At 66.3% G+C, this 14289-nt stretch carries 17 protein-coding genes and 2 tRNA genes; 6 read left to right on the forward strand and 13 right to left on the reverse strand.

All coding sequences use genetic code 11. From position 1 onward, the window contains the following. Positions 1 to 199: 199 nt before the first annotated feature. Positions 200 to 1498 (forward strand): glycosyltransferase, encoded by a 1299-nt coding sequence (locus Pla123a_RS14155; RefSeq protein ID WP_146588020.1) that lies wholly within the window; start codon positions 200 to 202, stop codon positions 1496 to 1498. Here the strand turns inward: Pla123a_RS14155 and Pla123a_RS14160 are convergent. Beyond that, positions 1482 to 2222: a tetratricopeptide repeat protein gene (locus tag Pla123a_RS14160; RefSeq protein WP_146588022.1), complete on the reverse strand. Its 741-nt coding sequence runs from the start codon at positions 2220 to 2222 to the stop codon at positions 1482 to 1484. The two genes, Pla123a_RS14155 and Pla123a_RS14160, sit on opposite strands and share 17 nt — an antisense overlap. A gap of 351 nt (positions 2223 to 2573) precedes the next feature. On the opposite strand from Pla123a_RS14160, the gene Pla123a_RS25020 reads away from it, so the two are divergent. Continuing rightward, positions 2574 to 3077, forward strand: coding sequence for a hypothetical protein (locus Pla123a_RS25020; RefSeq protein ID WP_231956468.1), 504 nt, complete (start codon positions 2574 to 2576; stop codon positions 3075 to 3077). Positions 3078 to 3184: 107 nt separating this feature from the next. Here Pla123a_RS25020 and Pla123a_RS14170 read toward each other — a convergent pair whose 3' ends face one another. The 4 genes from Pla123a_RS14170 to gcvPB form a co-directional block, all read right to left on the reverse strand. Beyond that, positions 3185 to 3433, reverse strand: coding sequence for a hypothetical protein (locus Pla123a_RS14170; protein WP_197527964.1), 249 nt, complete (start codon positions 3431 to 3433; stop codon positions 3185 to 3187). Between the two features lie 42 nt (positions 3434 to 3475). Next, a complete protein-coding gene (locus Pla123a_RS14175; RefSeq protein ID WP_146588026.1) occupies positions 3476 to 4174 on the reverse strand; it encodes an FHA domain-containing protein in 699 nt (232 codons plus the stop codon). A 373-nt stretch (positions 4175 to 4547) separates the two neighbouring features. Then, complete coding sequence (locus tag Pla123a_RS14180) at positions 4548 to 5348, reverse strand: lipoate--protein ligase family protein (protein WP_146588028.1); 801 nt, start codon at positions 5346 to 5348, stop codon at positions 4548 to 4550. 16 nt (positions 5349 to 5364) lie between these two features. Next, entirely contained in the window at positions 5365 to 6816 is a 1452-nt protein-coding gene (gene gcvPB, locus Pla123a_RS14185) for an aminomethyl-transferring glycine dehydrogenase subunit GcvPB (protein WP_146588030.1), read from the reverse strand. Positions 6817 to 7186: 370 nt separating this feature from the next. Between gcvPB and Pla123a_RS14190 the strand changes: the two genes are divergently transcribed. The 3 genes from Pla123a_RS14190 to Pla123a_RS14200 all read left to right on the forward strand — a co-directional run bounded on the left by Pla123a_RS14190 (position 7187) and on the right by Pla123a_RS14200 (position 7907). Next, positions 7187 to 7480: a membrane or secreted protein gene (locus Pla123a_RS14190; RefSeq protein WP_231956470.1), complete on the forward strand. Its 294-nt coding sequence runs from the start codon at positions 7187 to 7189 to the stop codon at positions 7478 to 7480. Positions 7481 to 7602: 122 nt separating this feature from the next. Further along, a tRNA-Arg gene (locus Pla123a_RS14195) sits at positions 7603 to 7676 on the forward strand. 147 nt (positions 7677 to 7823) lie between these two features. Next, positions 7824 to 7907: transfer RNA gene (locus Pla123a_RS14200), tRNA-Leu, on the forward strand. Here Pla123a_RS14200 and Pla123a_RS14205 read toward each other — a convergent pair. Next, positions 7908 to 9071: a tyrosine-type recombinase/integrase gene (locus Pla123a_RS14205; RefSeq protein ID WP_146588032.1), complete on the reverse strand. Its 1164-nt coding sequence runs from the start codon at positions 9069 to 9071 to the stop codon at positions 7908 to 7910. A 67-nt stretch (positions 9072 to 9138) separates the two neighbouring features. On the opposite strand from Pla123a_RS14205, the gene Pla123a_RS14210 reads away from it, so the two are divergent. Next, a complete protein-coding gene (locus Pla123a_RS14210; protein ID WP_146588034.1) occupies positions 9139 to 9654 on the forward strand; it encodes a hypothetical protein in 516 nt (171 codons plus the stop codon). Between the two features lie 88 nt (positions 9655 to 9742). On the opposite strand, the gene Pla123a_RS14215 is transcribed toward Pla123a_RS14210, so the two are convergent. The 7 genes from Pla123a_RS14215 to Pla123a_RS14245 form a co-directional block, all read right to left on the reverse strand. Then, complete coding sequence (locus Pla123a_RS14215; RefSeq protein ID WP_146588036.1) at positions 9743 to 10006, reverse strand: hypothetical protein; 264 nt, start codon at positions 10004 to 10006, stop codon at positions 9743 to 9745. Between the two features lie 153 nt (positions 10007 to 10159). Then, positions 10160 to 10459 carry a hypothetical protein gene (locus tag Pla123a_RS14220; protein ID WP_146588038.1) on the reverse strand — a complete coding sequence of 100 codons (300 nt, stop codon included), beginning with the start codon at positions 10457 to 10459 and terminating at the stop codon, positions 10160 to 10162. Beyond that, entirely contained in the window at positions 10456 to 10953 is a 498-nt protein-coding gene (locus Pla123a_RS14225; RefSeq protein ID WP_197527965.1) for a hypothetical protein, read from the reverse strand. The genes Pla123a_RS14220 and Pla123a_RS14225 overlap by 4 nt, the downstream gene beginning before the upstream one ends. Positions 10954 to 11235: 282 nt before the next feature. After that, a complete protein-coding gene (locus tag Pla123a_RS14230; protein ID WP_146588042.1) occupies positions 11236 to 12804 on the reverse strand; it encodes a hypothetical protein in 1569 nt (522 codons plus the stop codon). Further along, complete coding sequence (locus tag Pla123a_RS14235; RefSeq protein WP_146588044.1) at positions 12801 to 13364, reverse strand: hypothetical protein; 564 nt, start codon at positions 13362 to 13364, stop codon at positions 12801 to 12803. Before Pla123a_RS14235 ends, Pla123a_RS14230 begins: the two co-directional genes overlap by 4 nt. 217 nt (positions 13365 to 13581) lie before the next feature. After that, the gene (locus Pla123a_RS14240; protein WP_146588046.1) at positions 13582 to 13938 is read right to left on the reverse strand and encodes a hypothetical protein; all 357 of its coding nucleotides are present in this window, start codon (positions 13936 to 13938) and stop codon (positions 13582 to 13584) included. A 94-nt stretch (positions 13939 to 14032) separates the two neighbouring features. Further along, positions 14033 to 14233 (reverse strand): hypothetical protein, encoded by a 201-nt coding sequence (locus Pla123a_RS14245; RefSeq protein ID WP_146588049.1) that lies wholly within the window; start codon positions 14231 to 14233, stop codon positions 14033 to 14035. Between the last annotated feature and the right edge of the window lie 56 nt (positions 14234 to 14289).

Below are 14289 nucleotides of genomic sequence, written 5' to 3' on the forward strand. Positions count from 1 at the left end.
ACGGTCGATCGGGAGGGCAAGGGCTCGATTAGTATCGTGCGGCTGCCCCAGTTTCCCATCCGCGGCCGCGGCAGGCAACCGCAGCGCGGGCAACGGGGAGTATTCGGCCGCCGGACGCCCGCCTGGGGCCGCTTCACGGGGACGGGGCGCATTCCTACATTCAGACTAGTCGATTGACCTACGGAGATACTTCAGACCGATGCACTTCCTGCTCACCGCTCTCGGCAGCTACGGCGACGTGCACCCCATGATCGGCCTCGGCTCGGCGCTGGCGGGGCGGGGGCACGAGGTCGAGCTGCTAGCCAACCCGTACTTCGAGCAGGAGGTTCATGGGGCGGGGCTCGGTTTTATTCCGATGGGCACGGCCGAGGAGTACCTCGAGCTGACCCGGCACCCCGACTTGTGGCGGCCGCGGCAGAGCCTGCCGATGATCGTCCGCCAGGCGAGCCTCAAGTACCTGGCGCCGATGCACCGCACGGTCGCCGAGCGCTGCCGCCCGGGCGAGACCGTCATCGCGGCCCACGGCCTCGACCTGGCGAGCCGCGTGGTCCGCGACCAGGGCCTGGCGCCGGTCGCCTCGGTGACGTTCGCGCCGCTGGCCGTGTGGAGCAGCACCGCGCCGCCCAAGCTGCCGGTGGCGTTGGCCAGGCCGTGGCTGCCGCGGTGGGTCAACGCGACTCAGTTTGCGATCGGCGAGCGGTTGGGGCTGCGGCCGTTGATCGCGCCGGAGCTGAACAAGCTGCGGAGGGAACTCGGTCTGCCGCCCGCCGGCCGGCTGATGCCCGACTGGTGGTACGCGGGCGCGTGCAACGTGTGCCTGTTCCCGGAGTGGTTCGCGGCCCCACAGCCCGACTGGCCGAGCGGCTCGGCGTGCGTCGGCTTCCCCCAGTGGGACGGCGGCCAGCAGCGGCCACTGAGCGACGCTTGCCAGGCGTTCCTCGACGCTGGCGAGCCGCCGATTGCGTTCACGCCGGGCACTGCCAACCGGCAGGGCGAGCGGTTCTTCGCCGACGCGGTCGACGCGTGCGTGCGGCTCGGGCGGCGGGGGGTGCTGCTGACCAAGTTTGCCGAGCAGCTGCCGGCGGACCTGCCGGACGTCGTGCGGCGGTTCGAGTTCGAGCCGCTCAGCCAGCTGCTGCCCCGCTGCGCGGCGTTCGTGCACCACGGCGGCATCGGCAGTTCGTCCCAGGGGCTGGCGGCGGGCGTGCCGCAACTGATCCGACCGCTGGCGTTCGACCAGCACGACAACGCCGAGCGGCTGCGGCGGCTGGGGGTGGCGGAGGAGCTCTCGCCGCGGCGGTTCGCCGGCCAATCGGCGGCCGAGGCGCTCGGGCGGCTGATCGGCTCCGCAGCGGTCGGCGCGAGCTGCCGCCGCTACGCCGAACAGTGCGATGGCCGCGCCGCCCGCGACCGGGCGTGCGACCTGCTCGAGGGGCTGCTTGCGGCCGACGCCGACCGTCCGCCTACCATCAAGCCGGTGGTTAGTAGCGGACCGTAGACTGGTACTGGTTGGCGACCCGCGAAGGGTCGGTCCCGGGCGCCAGCGAACCGGCCGTTCCGGTGGCGGCCTGCAGCGCGGCGACCCGCGCCGCGACCTGCGGCTGGGCGCCGTTGATCGAGAGCGAGCGCTGGTAGTTGGCGAGCGCCTGCTGGTAGTCGCCCGCCTGGTCCCGCAGCCGGCCGAGCGCCGTGAACGCCCGCGCGTCGGTCGGGGCGACCTCCAGCGCGGCGATCAGCTGGGCCTTGGCCTGCTCGAGCTGGCCGGTCTCCTCGAGGAGTCGGGCGAGCTCGATCCGCGGGTTCGGGTTCTGCGGGCTGGCGGAGCTCCAGTTGTTGAGCAGGCGGAAGGCCGACTCGCGGCGGTTGGTCTCGCTGAGCAGCACGGCCAGGCCGCGGTAGCACTCGACGTGGTTCGGGTTGCGTTCGAGGCACTGATTGTAGAGCACCTCGGCCTGCTTGATGTCCTCGGGGCGCTGGTACATCGAGCCCGCTTTGTGGAGCGAGGCGGCCAGGTTGTAGTAGCCGTCGGGGGAGTCGGGGTTGGTGGCGATCGCCTCTTGGAACTTGGCGGCCGCCTGGTCGTAAGCCCCCTGCGTGTAGAGCCGCACGCCCTCGGCATTATTGGCTTGGCTGTTGACCGTGTTGCAGCCGCTCAGGCAGACGAGCGAGAGCAGCAGGGCGGGGGCGGCCCAGGGGCGCGGGTTTTGGCAGTTTGAGAGCACGTTCGGTTTCTCCGCGTCGGCCGGATCGGGTGGGCGGGGACCGCCCAGGACCCGCGGACCGTACCAACCCGCCCAAACGGACGCAAGGCGAGCGAAATGGCCCTCGTTTTCGCGCTAGATCGGCCGCACGGCGCGCCCTGTCGCGCATGTTTGACTCACACGCAACGACTGGCCAAACCTGCAAATCCGCCCGAACTGTGTATTTTTCCAGGACCCTCTAAAACGCAGGCCCCGGCCCCCGATTGGAACCCTAGCGACACCCCATCCCACCCTGACTGCCCTGCCCGACGGCTTTCCCCAACCGTCAGCCCCGCCCGGGCGATCAGACCCACGCCGACAAGGAGAGACCAGGTGGCCAAGACCAAGACCGCAGCTAAGAGCACCAGCAAGAAAGTCGCAACCAAGACCGCCAAGAAGACGACCAAGAAGGCCTCTCCGAAGAAGAAAGCCGCCAGCAGCAAGGCGGGAGCCAAGGAGGTCAGCGTCGACCGCCGCCGCACCGCCCGCCGCACGAAGGAGGAGACCGCAGAGCAGCCCGCGGAGGCCCCAAAGCTGGAGCGTCGCGAGAAAGTCAGCCGGCGCCGCCAGATCGACCCGACCACCTGCGAGCGTGACTACTCGGACTGCGAGGTGCAGTTCATGAACGCCCTGGACGACTACAAGCGGAAGAGCGGCCGCATGTTCCCGACCTGCAGCGAGGTGCTAGAGGTGATCCGCGGCCTAGGCTACGTCCAGCTCTCGCCGGCGGAACTCGCCGCTCGCGCGCCGGCCGAAGAGACCGACCTCGAGGCCCAGGCCGAGACCGAGGCCCAAGAAGCCCTGGCCGAATCGGCCGAGCTCGCCGCTACCGAGTAGCCGATTATCCGGCGCCGCCGGCCATCAGCGACCAAAAGAACACGAGGCCCGCTCTGCCGAGCGGGCCTCGTGTCTGTTTACTGTCAGCCGCCACAAGCGGCGCCGCGTCAGCTGGTCGACTGCACGTCGTGGAAGACGTCGCGGAGTTCGCTGGTCGACGCGTCCGAGATGCGTTTGCCCCGCTGCTCGAGCCGCTCGCCAACCTTGATGAGCGTTTCCTGCATGCGGCCGTGGGTCTCCTCGGACCCGCCGGCAAGCAGGAAGTCCTTGCCGCGGGTCAGTCTCTTGTGACCGTCCTCGGCGTCGAACGCCAGGCCGAGCACGCCCGACTTCTGCTTAGGCTGATTAGACTTCAATTCGATCGTTCCCGTACGGAAAGAAAACCAGCGGCGCCGCGCTTAACGTCGCCGCGACATCTCGCGAAGGATATCCGCCGCGGCTTCCCGGCTGTCCTTTGTGCCCGGCTTCTTAGGGAGCTCGGGCAGCTTGCCGAAGCGCTTCTTGTCTTTCTTGTCCTTCTTGTCACTGCCGCTGTCGTGTTCGGCTTCTTCGCCGCCCTCCGCCAAGACATCTTCAGCGTCGGCGTCCGTTGCGGCTTCTCCGGCGGGAGCAGCGATCTTCGACGACCGGGTCTCGTCGACGCGGAAGCTCATCGTCTCGCGCATTGAGACCGACGACGTCGGGTCGCCGCCCAGCAGCCAGTTGCTGATGTCGTCTTCCGCGACGTCGCCAGCAGCCTGATTCGCGGCGCGGTCTACCGCCTCGGCGACACTCTTTACCGGCGGCTTCTTCGCCGACTTGAGCTCGGCGCCGGCGGCGATCATTTCGAACTCAAGCGGACCGACCTTCAGCCGGTCGCCGATACTGAGCGGCGTCTCGGACTCGATACGCTCGCCGTTGACGAGTGTTCCGTTCCGGCTGCCGAGGTCGCGCACGCTTACGCCGCTCTCACGCGTCAGCACGACACAGTGCCGACGGCTAATAGCGTCGCTGCCCGCTCGCAACGTACATTCACTGGAGCGCCCAATCAGGAACTTCGATCGCTTCAATGGGATCTCGGTTCCCTCCTTAGCGCCCGCCAAGACTTTCAACTTCATGTTGAGCCCCCATTCCTCCGCACGAGGAGTTTACAAACAAAAAATAGCGACGTGCGTGCGGAGAAATACTCGATCAATCTTGCCTACAGCCTTACCGCGGAGTGGGTACTAAGAAATGGATGACAGCTCCTGCGACTCGGCATTCGACCTCCAACGCCAGCCGGCTTGCCAGCTGGGTGGGCGTTCTCGGGCTACTCGTCCCGGACACCCTCTACGACTAGTACGCAAATTGTATACGCAAAAATGGCTCTTGGGATTGCATTATTGCGCGTTCTTGTCACTCTTTTTCCACGCGGCAACCCTGCGGCTTCCTGCACGACAGGCGTCTGAATCGTGCTCCAAGGCTCTCATCGACCATCCTGACGCCCGGCGATTAGCGCCGGTAGGTCCAGGCGTCGCTCCCGAACTTGCTTGCCAAAATCCCCTGAGCCTCCTCTTCAAGCTTAGTCTGGGGACACTCTGAAGTGTGGAGTTCGAGCGATAGTCTGCTAGATAACCGAGGCAGCCAAGCCTCGGCCAGCCCACCGGCTGTGATCTCCTGACCGATAAGTTCTTCGATACCAGGGAGTTCGGGCGCTCGCGGAGAGGCCTGCAGCAGAATACTGCCGTGCTGGAGAATAGCCCCCTGACGCTTCCGCTGACTGCTCCCTCCCACTTTGTGGCATTGGTCGACCGTTTCCGGCAGCCCCGCCGCCGCGGAGCGGATCAGCAGGTCGCCGACTGAGCGACGAAGAAAGCAGAGGAAGGGGTCTTCCGACCGCGGCCGCGACGGCGGCGGCTGGCACAGCTCGACCGCAACTCCCGCGGGCGGTGAGAAGTCCTGCTGCAGAGTATCCCGTAAGGTTTCGTGCGCGGCGAAATAGAGGGCGTAGGGGTCGCGGGAGTATACCAGCACTGGCGGGACCGCCAAGCTGTACGTCAGCTCGCGATCGTGAACGATCGCACCCCCGCCGCTATGCCTGCGGACCACCGGGCATCCGGTGCTTTGCTCGTGCGAGGCGCGATCGGACTCGCTCTGAAAGTAGCCGAGCGACAACGTTGCGGGCGTCCACTGATAAAGCCTGAGCGTGGCGACTCCCTGCTCGGCGGCCAGATTGAGCAGGGCCTCGTCGAGCGCCATGTTCCACGCCCCGTCGGCAGGGGAATCGTTCCGCAGGCCGCACGCCAGACGCATCGCATCCTCCTCACGCTCAGCCACAGTAGCACATCACCGGCTGCCGCGCGGCCTGGACTTCGTCGGGCCTGCTGATCGTGGTGGTGTGCGGCGCGTCGTGCAGCAACTCGGGGTCTTCCTCGGTGATCCGGAAGAGCGTCTCCGCGAAGTGATCGAGGGTCTCTTTGCTCTCAGTCTCGGTCGGCTCGACCATGATCGCTTCCTTGACGGTCAGCGGGAAGTAGACCGTCGGCGCGTGGTAGCCATAGTCGAGCAGCCGCTTGGCGACATCCATCGCGCTGACGCCCTTTTCTGCCTTGAGCTTGGCGCCGGTCGCGACAAACTCGTGCATGCAGCGGTCCCCCTGAGGAACCGGCAGGAAGTGCTTCACCTTACTCAACAGGTAGTTGGCGTTCAGGACAGCCATGTCGCTCACCCGCCGCAGGCCGTCGGGCCCGTGGGCGCGGATGTAGCAGTAGGCCCGCACCAGGACGCCGGTGTTCGCGAAGAACGACCGCACGCGGCCAATCGATTTGGGGCGGTCGAACTCCAGGGCGTAGGCGTCGCCCTGCTTTACCACGAGCGGAGTCGGCAGGTAGGGCGCGAGCGCCTCGCTGACACAGATTGGGCCGGCTCCGGGCCCACCGCCGCCGTGCGGCCCACTGAAGGTCTTGTGCGGGTTGTAGTGCTGCATATCGGCGCCAAAGTCGCCGGGCCGGGCCACCCCGAGCACCGCATTCATGTTGGCTCCGTCGAGGTAGATCAGGCCGCCCTTGGCGTGCACCGCGTCCGCAATCGCCCGCATCGACGGCTCAAACACGCCTACCGTGTTCGGGTTGGTGATCATGAAGACGGCGATCTGATCGTCGAGCTTCGAGTGAAAATCGTCCATGTCGACCGCGCCGGTCGGCAGCGTCTTGACGGTAACCGTCTGGAAACCCGCCATCACCGCGCTGGCCGGGTTGGTGCCGTGGGCGCTGTCCGGAACGAGCACCTTGGTGCGGGCTTCGCCGCGGTCGCGGTAGTACGCCGCCGCCACCCACAAGGCCGCCAATTCGCCGTGCGCCCCAGCGGCCGGCTGCAGGCTGCACGCGGGCAGGCCCGAAATCTCGCTGAGGTACTGCTGCATCTCGTAGAGCAGCCGGAGCATCCCTTGCAGCGACTCCGTCGGCTGGTAGGGGTGCACGTCCGCCATGCCCGACAGGGCCGCGGCCCGCTCGTTCCGCTTGGGGTTGTGCTTCATCGTGCACGAGCCGAGCGGGTAGAAGTGCGTGTCGACGCTCATGTTCTGGGTCGACAAATTAACAAAGTGCCGCACCACCGCCGGCTCAGAAAGCTCCGGCAGCGCCGGCAGGTTCTCCGCCAGCATCGAACTGGGCAGCAGGTCCGCGACACGGCTCTCGGGTACGTCGCAGACCGGCAGTCGCGTGGCCCGCCGTCCGGGCTTGGAGAGTTCGAACAGCAGCTGCGTATCACGCGTGTTCTTCATAGGGGGGCTTCGTGCCGTGACTGGATGGCGGGTGGGGAGGGGTCTCGCGCCGGGTCCCCCTCAACAGATCTGGGAACGCGACGGGTGATAGCAGGGATTATAGCCGCCTGCCGACCAAGTCGACAGCGGTCTGGCGCCGCAAGGTTTCCGCGACCGGCGTGACCCGGCCGACCGCCACAGGGGGGAACGCGTCGCTGTCGAAACGAGTCGAGCGGCGCCGCCGCCAAGCCGATGCACTGACAGTCGGGACAACTCGTCCGGCGCCAGCGGTCCCAGTAATCCCGTTGGACGCCTGCGGCGGATCTTGGTACCGTGCCCGACCGCGGGGCGCCCGGTGCGCCCGGCGTTCGCCCCGGAAAAGGAGTTCCCCGTGCGTCGCTTCCCCCGAACCCAACGCCGCCGTCAGCTGTCACTCAGCGGGTCGCTGGCTGTCGCGATCGCCTGCTGCACGGGCTGTGGGGCCGGCACGCGGATGCCCAGCCTGTTCCACCCCGGCACCGCTGGCCAGCAGCAGTACGACGCCATCTACCACGACCCTTACCCGCTCAACGACGTCGCCCCCGAGATCGTCGGCGGCCGTCCGCGTGAGTACCAGCGTGAGGTGCCGCAGGTCACGCGGGGCAGGCTGTTCCGAGCTCCGCAGGCCAGCTCCAACGCTTATTAGGCGGGGCCTTGCCAGCGGACGCCGGTAGCAAGAGAATACTGGCTTGCCGCATTCGGGCTTCACGGGCCGCGGCCCGGCCCGTAAGGCAGAAATCGCCACCAGTCTGGCGTGCGAAATCGCTTGTCCCCGTAGCTCAACTGGATAGAGTGTCGGCCTCCGAAGCCGAAGGTTACAGGTTCGAATCCTGTCGGGGATACTCTCGCAACCGCCGCCGTTCGGTGGCGATCTCCGCTCCGGCTCGCCAGAACGGCCCGCCCGCGATTCTTACCACGACAGCCATCCACGCTTGCGGCGTGGGCGTCGACTCACCATAATTCCGGATCTACTGCACTCGTCGCACATTGCCGGAGTGGCGGAATTGGCAGACGCGCTGGATTCAAAATCCAGTGGGAGTAATCCCGTGAGGGTTCAAGTCCCTCCTCCGGTACTATTGACTGTGCAACGACTTGCGGCGATTTTCGCCGCTCTTCTGCAACGCTCGATTTTGCGAAGTGTCCCCCAAAGTGTCCCCCTGGGCCTCCCACAGGGCCTTGGCGGTCGCTTCCGCGTCGTCGCCGACGTAGTAGCCCATCGTTGTGGTGATGCTCGAGTGCCGCATCAGCTCGCGTAGTACGGTCGGCATCACCTTGCGGGACCAGCGGGCCCCAAACGCGCGACGCAGGTCGTGCGCCGATGCGAACTTCCGCTTCCCGTCGGTATCGTCCACCACCACGCCGGCCGCCTTGCCGATCGCCGACACGGTGCTGCCTACCTTCGTGCGGTTGCCCTCCACCTTGAAGACTCGGCCACGCCGCTGCGGGTCCGGGACCCTCTGCAGCAGCTCGGCAAAGTCTGGGGTGATCGGCAGGATTCGGTCTCGGTGCCCCTTCTCGGCCTCTGCAGGGATCCTCAGCATCGGGTAGGCGCCGGACAGGTCGACCACGATCGCCCCCGGCTTGGCGTCCCAGGAGAGCGTCAGAGACTCGCTAAGCCGCAAGCCAGACAACCACAGCCCCCGCAGGTAGAACGTCCACAGAGCCTCGTCGGGGGCGTTCTCGGCGACCTTCTGCAGCATCCGCTCGAACTCCTCGAGCGTGATCGGGCGCCCCCGCATGAGTTTGGCGCCGGCGACGCGCTTGGGCATCTTGAAGGTGGGGACCGCGGCGAGCAGCTTCTCGCCGTGGGCCCAGTTGCTGACGGCCTTCAGGCAACGCAGGTGCCTGGCAATCGTCGCTGGCCGACATTTGGCCTCCCGCAACTTGGCGGCGAACGCGGTCACCCTGGGGGTCGTGAGGTCGCCCAGCCGCTTCGGTTTGCAGTGCTCCTCGAACTTGTTGAGCGTCGCGCAGTAGTTGACCGCGGTACCGGGCGCGAGAGTCACCAGCCAATTGTCGGTGTAGAACTCGCGAAACTGGTCCCACGCCATTGCCGCCGACTTTCGGTAGCGTCCTTCCTGTAGCTCGGCCTCCCACTTCGCGGCGGCCTTGGCGGCCTCCTTGGGGCTGGTCTCGCCGGTGCTGCGGGTCTCTTCCTCCCCGGTCAGCGGGCACCGGAACCGCATGTAGAGGTACTTGCGGCCCTTGCTGACCACGTGCACCTTGATTGCGTGCATCGTTCAACCTTTCGTTTTGGGTTAGAATCTCGGCGCTTCACCACTGATCCGACGATCGGAGATCGCTGTGCAGATTGCTCTTTTCTTGGCCGACGCCGCACCCACCTGGCTACCGATTGCCGGCTTCGCTCTCGGTGCCATCGGTACGGTTCTCGGAATACTCAACTTCTGGCGGAATGTGGTCCGCGATCGCCCCAAGCTGAGAGTTACGCCGACGCAGGCAATTGGGGTCGGGAATCGCGCAGGCGTCAGGTTTGTGGGTGTCCATGTGGTCAACATGTCGACCTTCCCCCTCACGATCACCGGCGCTGGTTGGATCATCCCCGAGGTGGAAGCCAAAAAGCATCGCGCCCACGTGATTCCAGACCAGCCGCCCGTCATGGGCGAAAACATCCCGGCAACCATCGGACCCAGAGAGGCCGCCTCGTTCGTTATGCGGGCGAAGCCGGAGACAGCTGAGAAAGGCATGACCTATACGGGCGTCTGGGCAAAGACAGCATGTGGGTTCGAAGTTCGAACGAAGATCAAGCACCTCGACAGTTCCTTTCGAGTGTTCGTGGCGGGTGCGGATCAATTTCAATGAGCCCGACCGCAGCAGTGAGCAGCCGGCGTCATTCGTCACGATCGCTTGTCGCCCCACCTGGTTGCGCCGCCGGATCTGGCGTCGATCGCTAGTCGCCGTTGTCGGCGGCCCTGCAGGGATACCTATCGAGCTGCTGGGCGGCTCGCTGCTGCCCCCACGCTCGGAGGGATTCGACCTCGAAAAACACGTGGTTGCCGTCGCGGAAGTGCGGGGCGCGCGGCTGCTGGGCTTCCTGGCTGCACCAGTGCTCGAGGATCCAGCGACGTGTTAGCCCGAGCTCGGCCGCCAGGGCTTCGATCGAGACGATAGGGAGGCTCAGCGGCCGCGTGGTGGGCGAGTTGGCACTTTCCATGATTGACTCCGTGATCGTTGACGAGGGGCGTTCTCACAGGGGCTGGCGAGTACTTCGCCGCCAAATTCGGCGGCCCTGCAGGGATACTTCTCGAATCGATGGCCCGGGCGCCAGACGCTATCCGGTGCGTCTGGCGCGACGGGCTCGAAATGGCTACCAGCTGAACTCCACGGACTGATCCCCAACCGTCAGACGCGGCGCCTGCTGGCGGATCCGCTCGCACTCGCGGGCGATCTCCTCGAGGGAGGGGACCCACCCGCGTAGATGGCAGTTGCTGCGTCGGGCTTGCTCCTCCTTAGGCTGCTGGTGGTAATGCTGGCCTCTGGCGATGATGCGTACGGTCGTGCCAGCAAGACCAGTCGCGGTCGCTACGTCGATCCACGCGGCACCGGTCTCGAGCAGCCGCTCGACTTCGGCGACCTTGGCCTCGGAGAGTGTTTTGAGAGGCTTCATCGGGGCATGCCCCCTCTCGTCAGGGCGCCGGAGGCCGCCCGTTGCCCGCGACACGAGTCCTCGAGAGTTTGGCGCCGGACGTTGCCGGCCAGCTTGGGAGCGCTGTCGACGCCGTCGACCGCCAGTGCGGTTACTAGGGCGGCGACAACCTCGGCGTGCCATGCCTCAACTGGCAGAGGGCGAGTCAGCACCAGTCGAATCGCCTTGTTCGTCCAGTCGTCCAAGGCACATCCCGAGGTGAGCTTGTCGACCAGCTGAAACCGTTCCGCGATCGGCGAGCCGGGCTTGCCCGAATGCTCGACCCATTTCACACGGAGCCAGTGGTCCAGGGCGATCTGGAATCCCGACCAGGCGTTTTCGAAGTTGCCCTCGGCGAGCTCCTCACGAGCAGAGCCCACGATCTCGGGCAGGCTGCTGTGGGGGTCTCTCCACGCTGGGGCGGAGGGGGTTGAGACGGGCGATAGCGTACGCGTCCGCAGAGCTGCGGTTGCCATCGTATTGGCCTTTCCAGCGCCGGCAGAATGTCGGCGCATAAAGAAAGCGCCGAGGTGCACTGGCGTTGTCAGGCGGCGTAGAACCACCCGGGGGCCTTACGGACTCCCCACACCTGCGCACCTCGGCGCTCTGTTTTCTACGAGAGTTTGACATCTCTTCTTCTACGTGCTGTGGTCGGCAGGTGCGAGCAATCGCAGCCGCCAGCCGGGTAGCTTTGACCCCCGGATTATTGCTCAAATCGTCGGCGGGGGGAAGGACCGACAGACGCGGCCGCTAGCAGGCTACTCCTGACGTGAACCGCGGTCGACGCGGTCGGCGGATTCGACCGCGTCGGCAGTTCGCTCGGCGGCGGTCGCTGCTCGCTCCTGCAGCTCGACTAGGCTGCTCCTCATCGCCCGCAGCTCTTCCAGCATCTCATTGGTCTCGCTCGCAAACGCCGGATCGTTTTGCTGCAGGTGCCACGCGGTACGCTCAGCGGTGGTCAATGATCCTCGAGGCACCGCAGGGGAAATCCGCTCGAGCTCGCGGACCCTGTTGTCGAGTTCCGCGATCGCCTCGCTGCGGCTCATGGTTTCGCCGACACGGCTGTAGATGCCAGCCTCGGTCGTTGCCCGCGGGAACCAGTTTGTGGATCGGCCTAGTTTGCCGGTGCGTACGCGCGAGGAGGTGTCACCCAGCAGATCGTACACGTCGTTGGCCGCATTCAAGCTCAGCTCGGCGTCAGCGAACACCCGTCGAACCTTGTCCGAGCCGGCGGCCACCACGAGCTCGGTGCTCGCGGCTCGCGAAAACTTACCGCTGCCCACCCAATCGAGAAGCCCTCGCCCGTGCGACGCAATGCTCGCCTCGTCTGCGAGGCTCTGCTTCACACGGCTGAACTCCATCGCGAGCGGGGAGCGGCTACTGCGTACGAACTGCTCGAGCTCGCCCTGCGCTTCGATCGGGCCGCCTAGGCTGCCGAGAAAGTCATCTGCCAGCGATTTGTTAGACCGCACCGCCTGCAGACGCTCACCAAATGTGTCCACGTTTCCAGCGACCTTCCCCGACTTGATCGCTTCGGCGACGAACTGCTCGAGCCGAGAGCCGAAGTTGAGCGCGGCGGTCCTGGTGGTGTTCCCCTCGGGGTCCACCAGCCGGTTCGACAGCGCGGCGAACATCGCACCCGATTCCTGATAGGTGAACTCGCTGTTGGCCAGTCCCCCCATCGTCTTAGGGATCGCCAGCAGCTGCTTTTTTGGGTCGATCACGCGGGACGCGGCGCCCACCTTGTTGAGCACGCCCAGATTGAACGCCGGGTCGACGCGGTTGGTCGCCTTGGAAACGTCCGACAGGCCGCCGGCCGTGACGGCGATATTTCCCGGAGAGTTTGGGTTGTAGCCCGCGGCCGCTCGCACGTTACTGAATGCGGCGTTCACGTTGCCGCCTGAGCCGCTGAACGCGTCGGCAAGGGCGACGTCGATAACATTCTGATCCTGACCGAGCGACGATCCGAGCTTGTCGGCGCGGGCCAGGAAGGCGGTGCGCTGCGCCGCGGGCAGGACCGCAATATTCTGCTTCAAGGTTTCGCGGGCCTGCGCCGCGCCAACCTGAGTTGCATTGACTCGTTCGCTCGCCTCACGCAGCAGGTTGAGCTCGCGTCGAACCAGCTGCACGGCCGAGCCTGCAGACAGGAGCCCGGTCGCCATTGACGTCACCTGCCCGAGCAGCTTGGAACTAAAGGCGGAATTGCTCGCCGTCGTCACCCGCTCCATCTGCTGACGGTACTTGCCGGCGAGCAGCTCGGCGCCGTCGATCGCCTCACCGGCGGCCAGGCGGTGCAGGACGCTCGCGTAGGTGGGGCTGGTGTTCATGCGTGGCAGTCCGGGCAGACGGTCTCGAGTTCGACCAGGCCGCTCCGTTCCGGCTTCTTACGCCACTTGGAGCCCCACCTGTACTTGCCGCAGTGGACGCAGCAAGCGATCGTCTGCCCGCTGGCGATCGCCTCACTGCGTTCTGTTTCGCCAGGGTCTCGCAGCACGCCGGCCTCTTCCCATCGCGTGCTCGTGCACCGCCACCGCTTGAGCTCGTCGAGCACCACGGTGCCAATCGCGGCCAGGCCGGCCGCGCCGTGGCGAGCGGCGACACGTTCGATGTCGTCGACAAGCTTCGTGGGCACCTCGACGGTCATGTCTTCAACCGCGCGGAGCACAACCTCGAGCTCGTCGTCGTTGAGCTTTGCCGGCCTGTAGTCTGTGCAGAGTCCCTGCACGAGCTCGATCAGGTTCCAGGTGCCGTCGAGATTCCGTCCACGGAGTTCGGGGTGGTCCTTTAACTTGTGTCGCGGCACGCCGGCAATTTGCGCCGCCACGTCTTGCGGCAGCCGCAGAAGACTTGCCGGCTTCCCGCCCGCTGCCCTACTCGTCTTCGCCATTAGCTGCTCCGGTTATGGGGGAGAGAGAGAATCCGCCGGACCCGATTTTCCCAGATCCTGCACGCAAAAAATCCTGTCGATCGCTCCTGGCGGAGCCCCCGCGGGGGGCCCGGGGAAGGACCCCAAGCCCCCCCCGCCCCCCCCGGGGGCAGCCCGACGGCCTCCGCCGAGGCCAAAAGCCCTGCGTCTCAGCGGCCCAGCAGGCCGCCTCGCGGGCCTAGTCGGGCACGACCCTCACCACGTCGTCGGTCGCCGCGGTGATCGCCACGCCGACGCGTACGGTCCCTGACGCCGCCACCTTGCCGTCGGCCGCCTGGTAGACCGCGCCAAGCGTGACCTCGCCCGACGCCTCCACCACCAACACCGCCGCCGCCGACCGCATCGCCACCCGCGTCGGCCCATCGCCGTGAAGGGCGTCGCTGGGCAGCGTGGCCGCGATTACGTCTGTCGACGCCGCCGCCGCGAGGGCCAGCTCGCCTGATCCGTCGAGCCGCACCAGCCGGGCGCCTGGCAGGCGCTCGCTGGCTGGGAACCACGCCAGCGGTTCCGTTAGTTCCTCGAGTCTGGTTGTCATCGTACTAGTTCCTTGGGAATGAGAGGTGAGGTAAGGCGCCGCCGGCCGCCCCGAAAGCCGATCAAAAAGGGGCGGCCGACGACGTTCCCAACACCTACAGCGGTAAGGGCTTCTTGCGTCCTTCAGCGACGAACAGCTCGCGGGCCTTCGGGTAGGCGCTGAGAACCGCGTGCAACGCCTGCCGCGGTCGCAGCCCACGTTCCTCGGCGAGCTCCGCAGCCGCCGCTTTGATTTCGGCGACGCTGGTGAATTGGTGGTCGGGTTCGCGGTCGACCATTCTTGAGTGACTGGGCATCTGGGGTTCCTCCTATCGGTTCAAAGATCCGGCAGCACGCCGCCGCCGACTTGGTT

This window comes from Posidoniimonas polymericola, from assembly GCF_007859935.1.
In the GTDB taxonomy this organism is placed as follows: Bacteria; Planctomycetota; Planctomycetia; order Pirellulales; family Lacipirellulaceae; genus Posidoniimonas; species Posidoniimonas polymericola.

What these genes read in the sequence shown, in the direction of transcription:
- Pla123a_RS14155 (WP_146588020.1), top strand. Translation starts at nt 200, where the DNA reads ATGCACTTCCTGCTCACCGCTCTCGGCAGCTACGGCGACGTGCACCCC.
- Pla123a_RS14175 (WP_146588026.1), bottom strand. Translation starts at nt 4,174, where the DNA reads ATGAAGTTGAAAGTCTTGGCGGGCGCTAAGGAGGGAACCGAGATCCCA.
- Pla123a_RS14180 (WP_146588028.1), bottom strand. Translation starts at nt 5,348, where the DNA reads ATGCGTCTGGCGTGCGGCCTGCGGAACGATTCCCCTGCCGACGGGGCG.
- gcvPB (WP_146588030.1), bottom strand. Translation starts at nt 6,816, where the DNA reads ATGAAGAACACGCGTGATACGCAGCTGCTGTTCGAACTCTCCAAGCCC.
- Pla123a_RS14205 (WP_146588032.1), bottom strand. Translation starts at nt 9,071, where the DNA reads ATGCACGCAATCAAGGTGCACGTGGTCAGCAAGGGCCGCAAGTACCTC.
- Pla123a_RS14215 (WP_146588036.1), bottom strand. Translation starts at nt 10,006, where the DNA reads ATGGAAAGTGCCAACTCGCCCACCACGCGGCCGCTGAGCCTCCCTATC.
- Pla123a_RS14220 (WP_146588038.1), bottom strand. Translation starts at nt 10,459, where the DNA reads ATGAAGCCTCTCAAAACACTCTCCGAGGCCAAGGTCGCCGAAGTCGAG.
- Pla123a_RS14225 (WP_197527965.1), bottom strand. Translation starts at nt 10,953, where the DNA reads ATGGCAACCGCAGCTCTGCGGACGCGTACGCTATCGCCCGTCTCAACC.
- Pla123a_RS14230 (WP_146588042.1), bottom strand. Translation starts at nt 12,804, where the DNA reads ATGAACACCAGCCCCACCTACGCGAGCGTCCTGCACCGCCTGGCCGCC.
- Pla123a_RS14235 (WP_146588044.1), bottom strand. Translation starts at nt 13,364, where the DNA reads ATGGCGAAGACGAGTAGGGCAGCGGGCGGGAAGCCGGCAAGTCTTCTG.
- Pla123a_RS14240 (WP_146588046.1), bottom strand. Translation starts at nt 13,938, where the DNA reads ATGACAACCAGACTCGAGGAACTAACGGAACCGCTGGCGTGGTTCCCA.
- Pla123a_RS14245 (WP_146588049.1), bottom strand. Translation starts at nt 14,233, where the DNA reads ATGCCCAGTCACTCAAGAATGGTCGACCGCGAACCCGACCACCAATTC.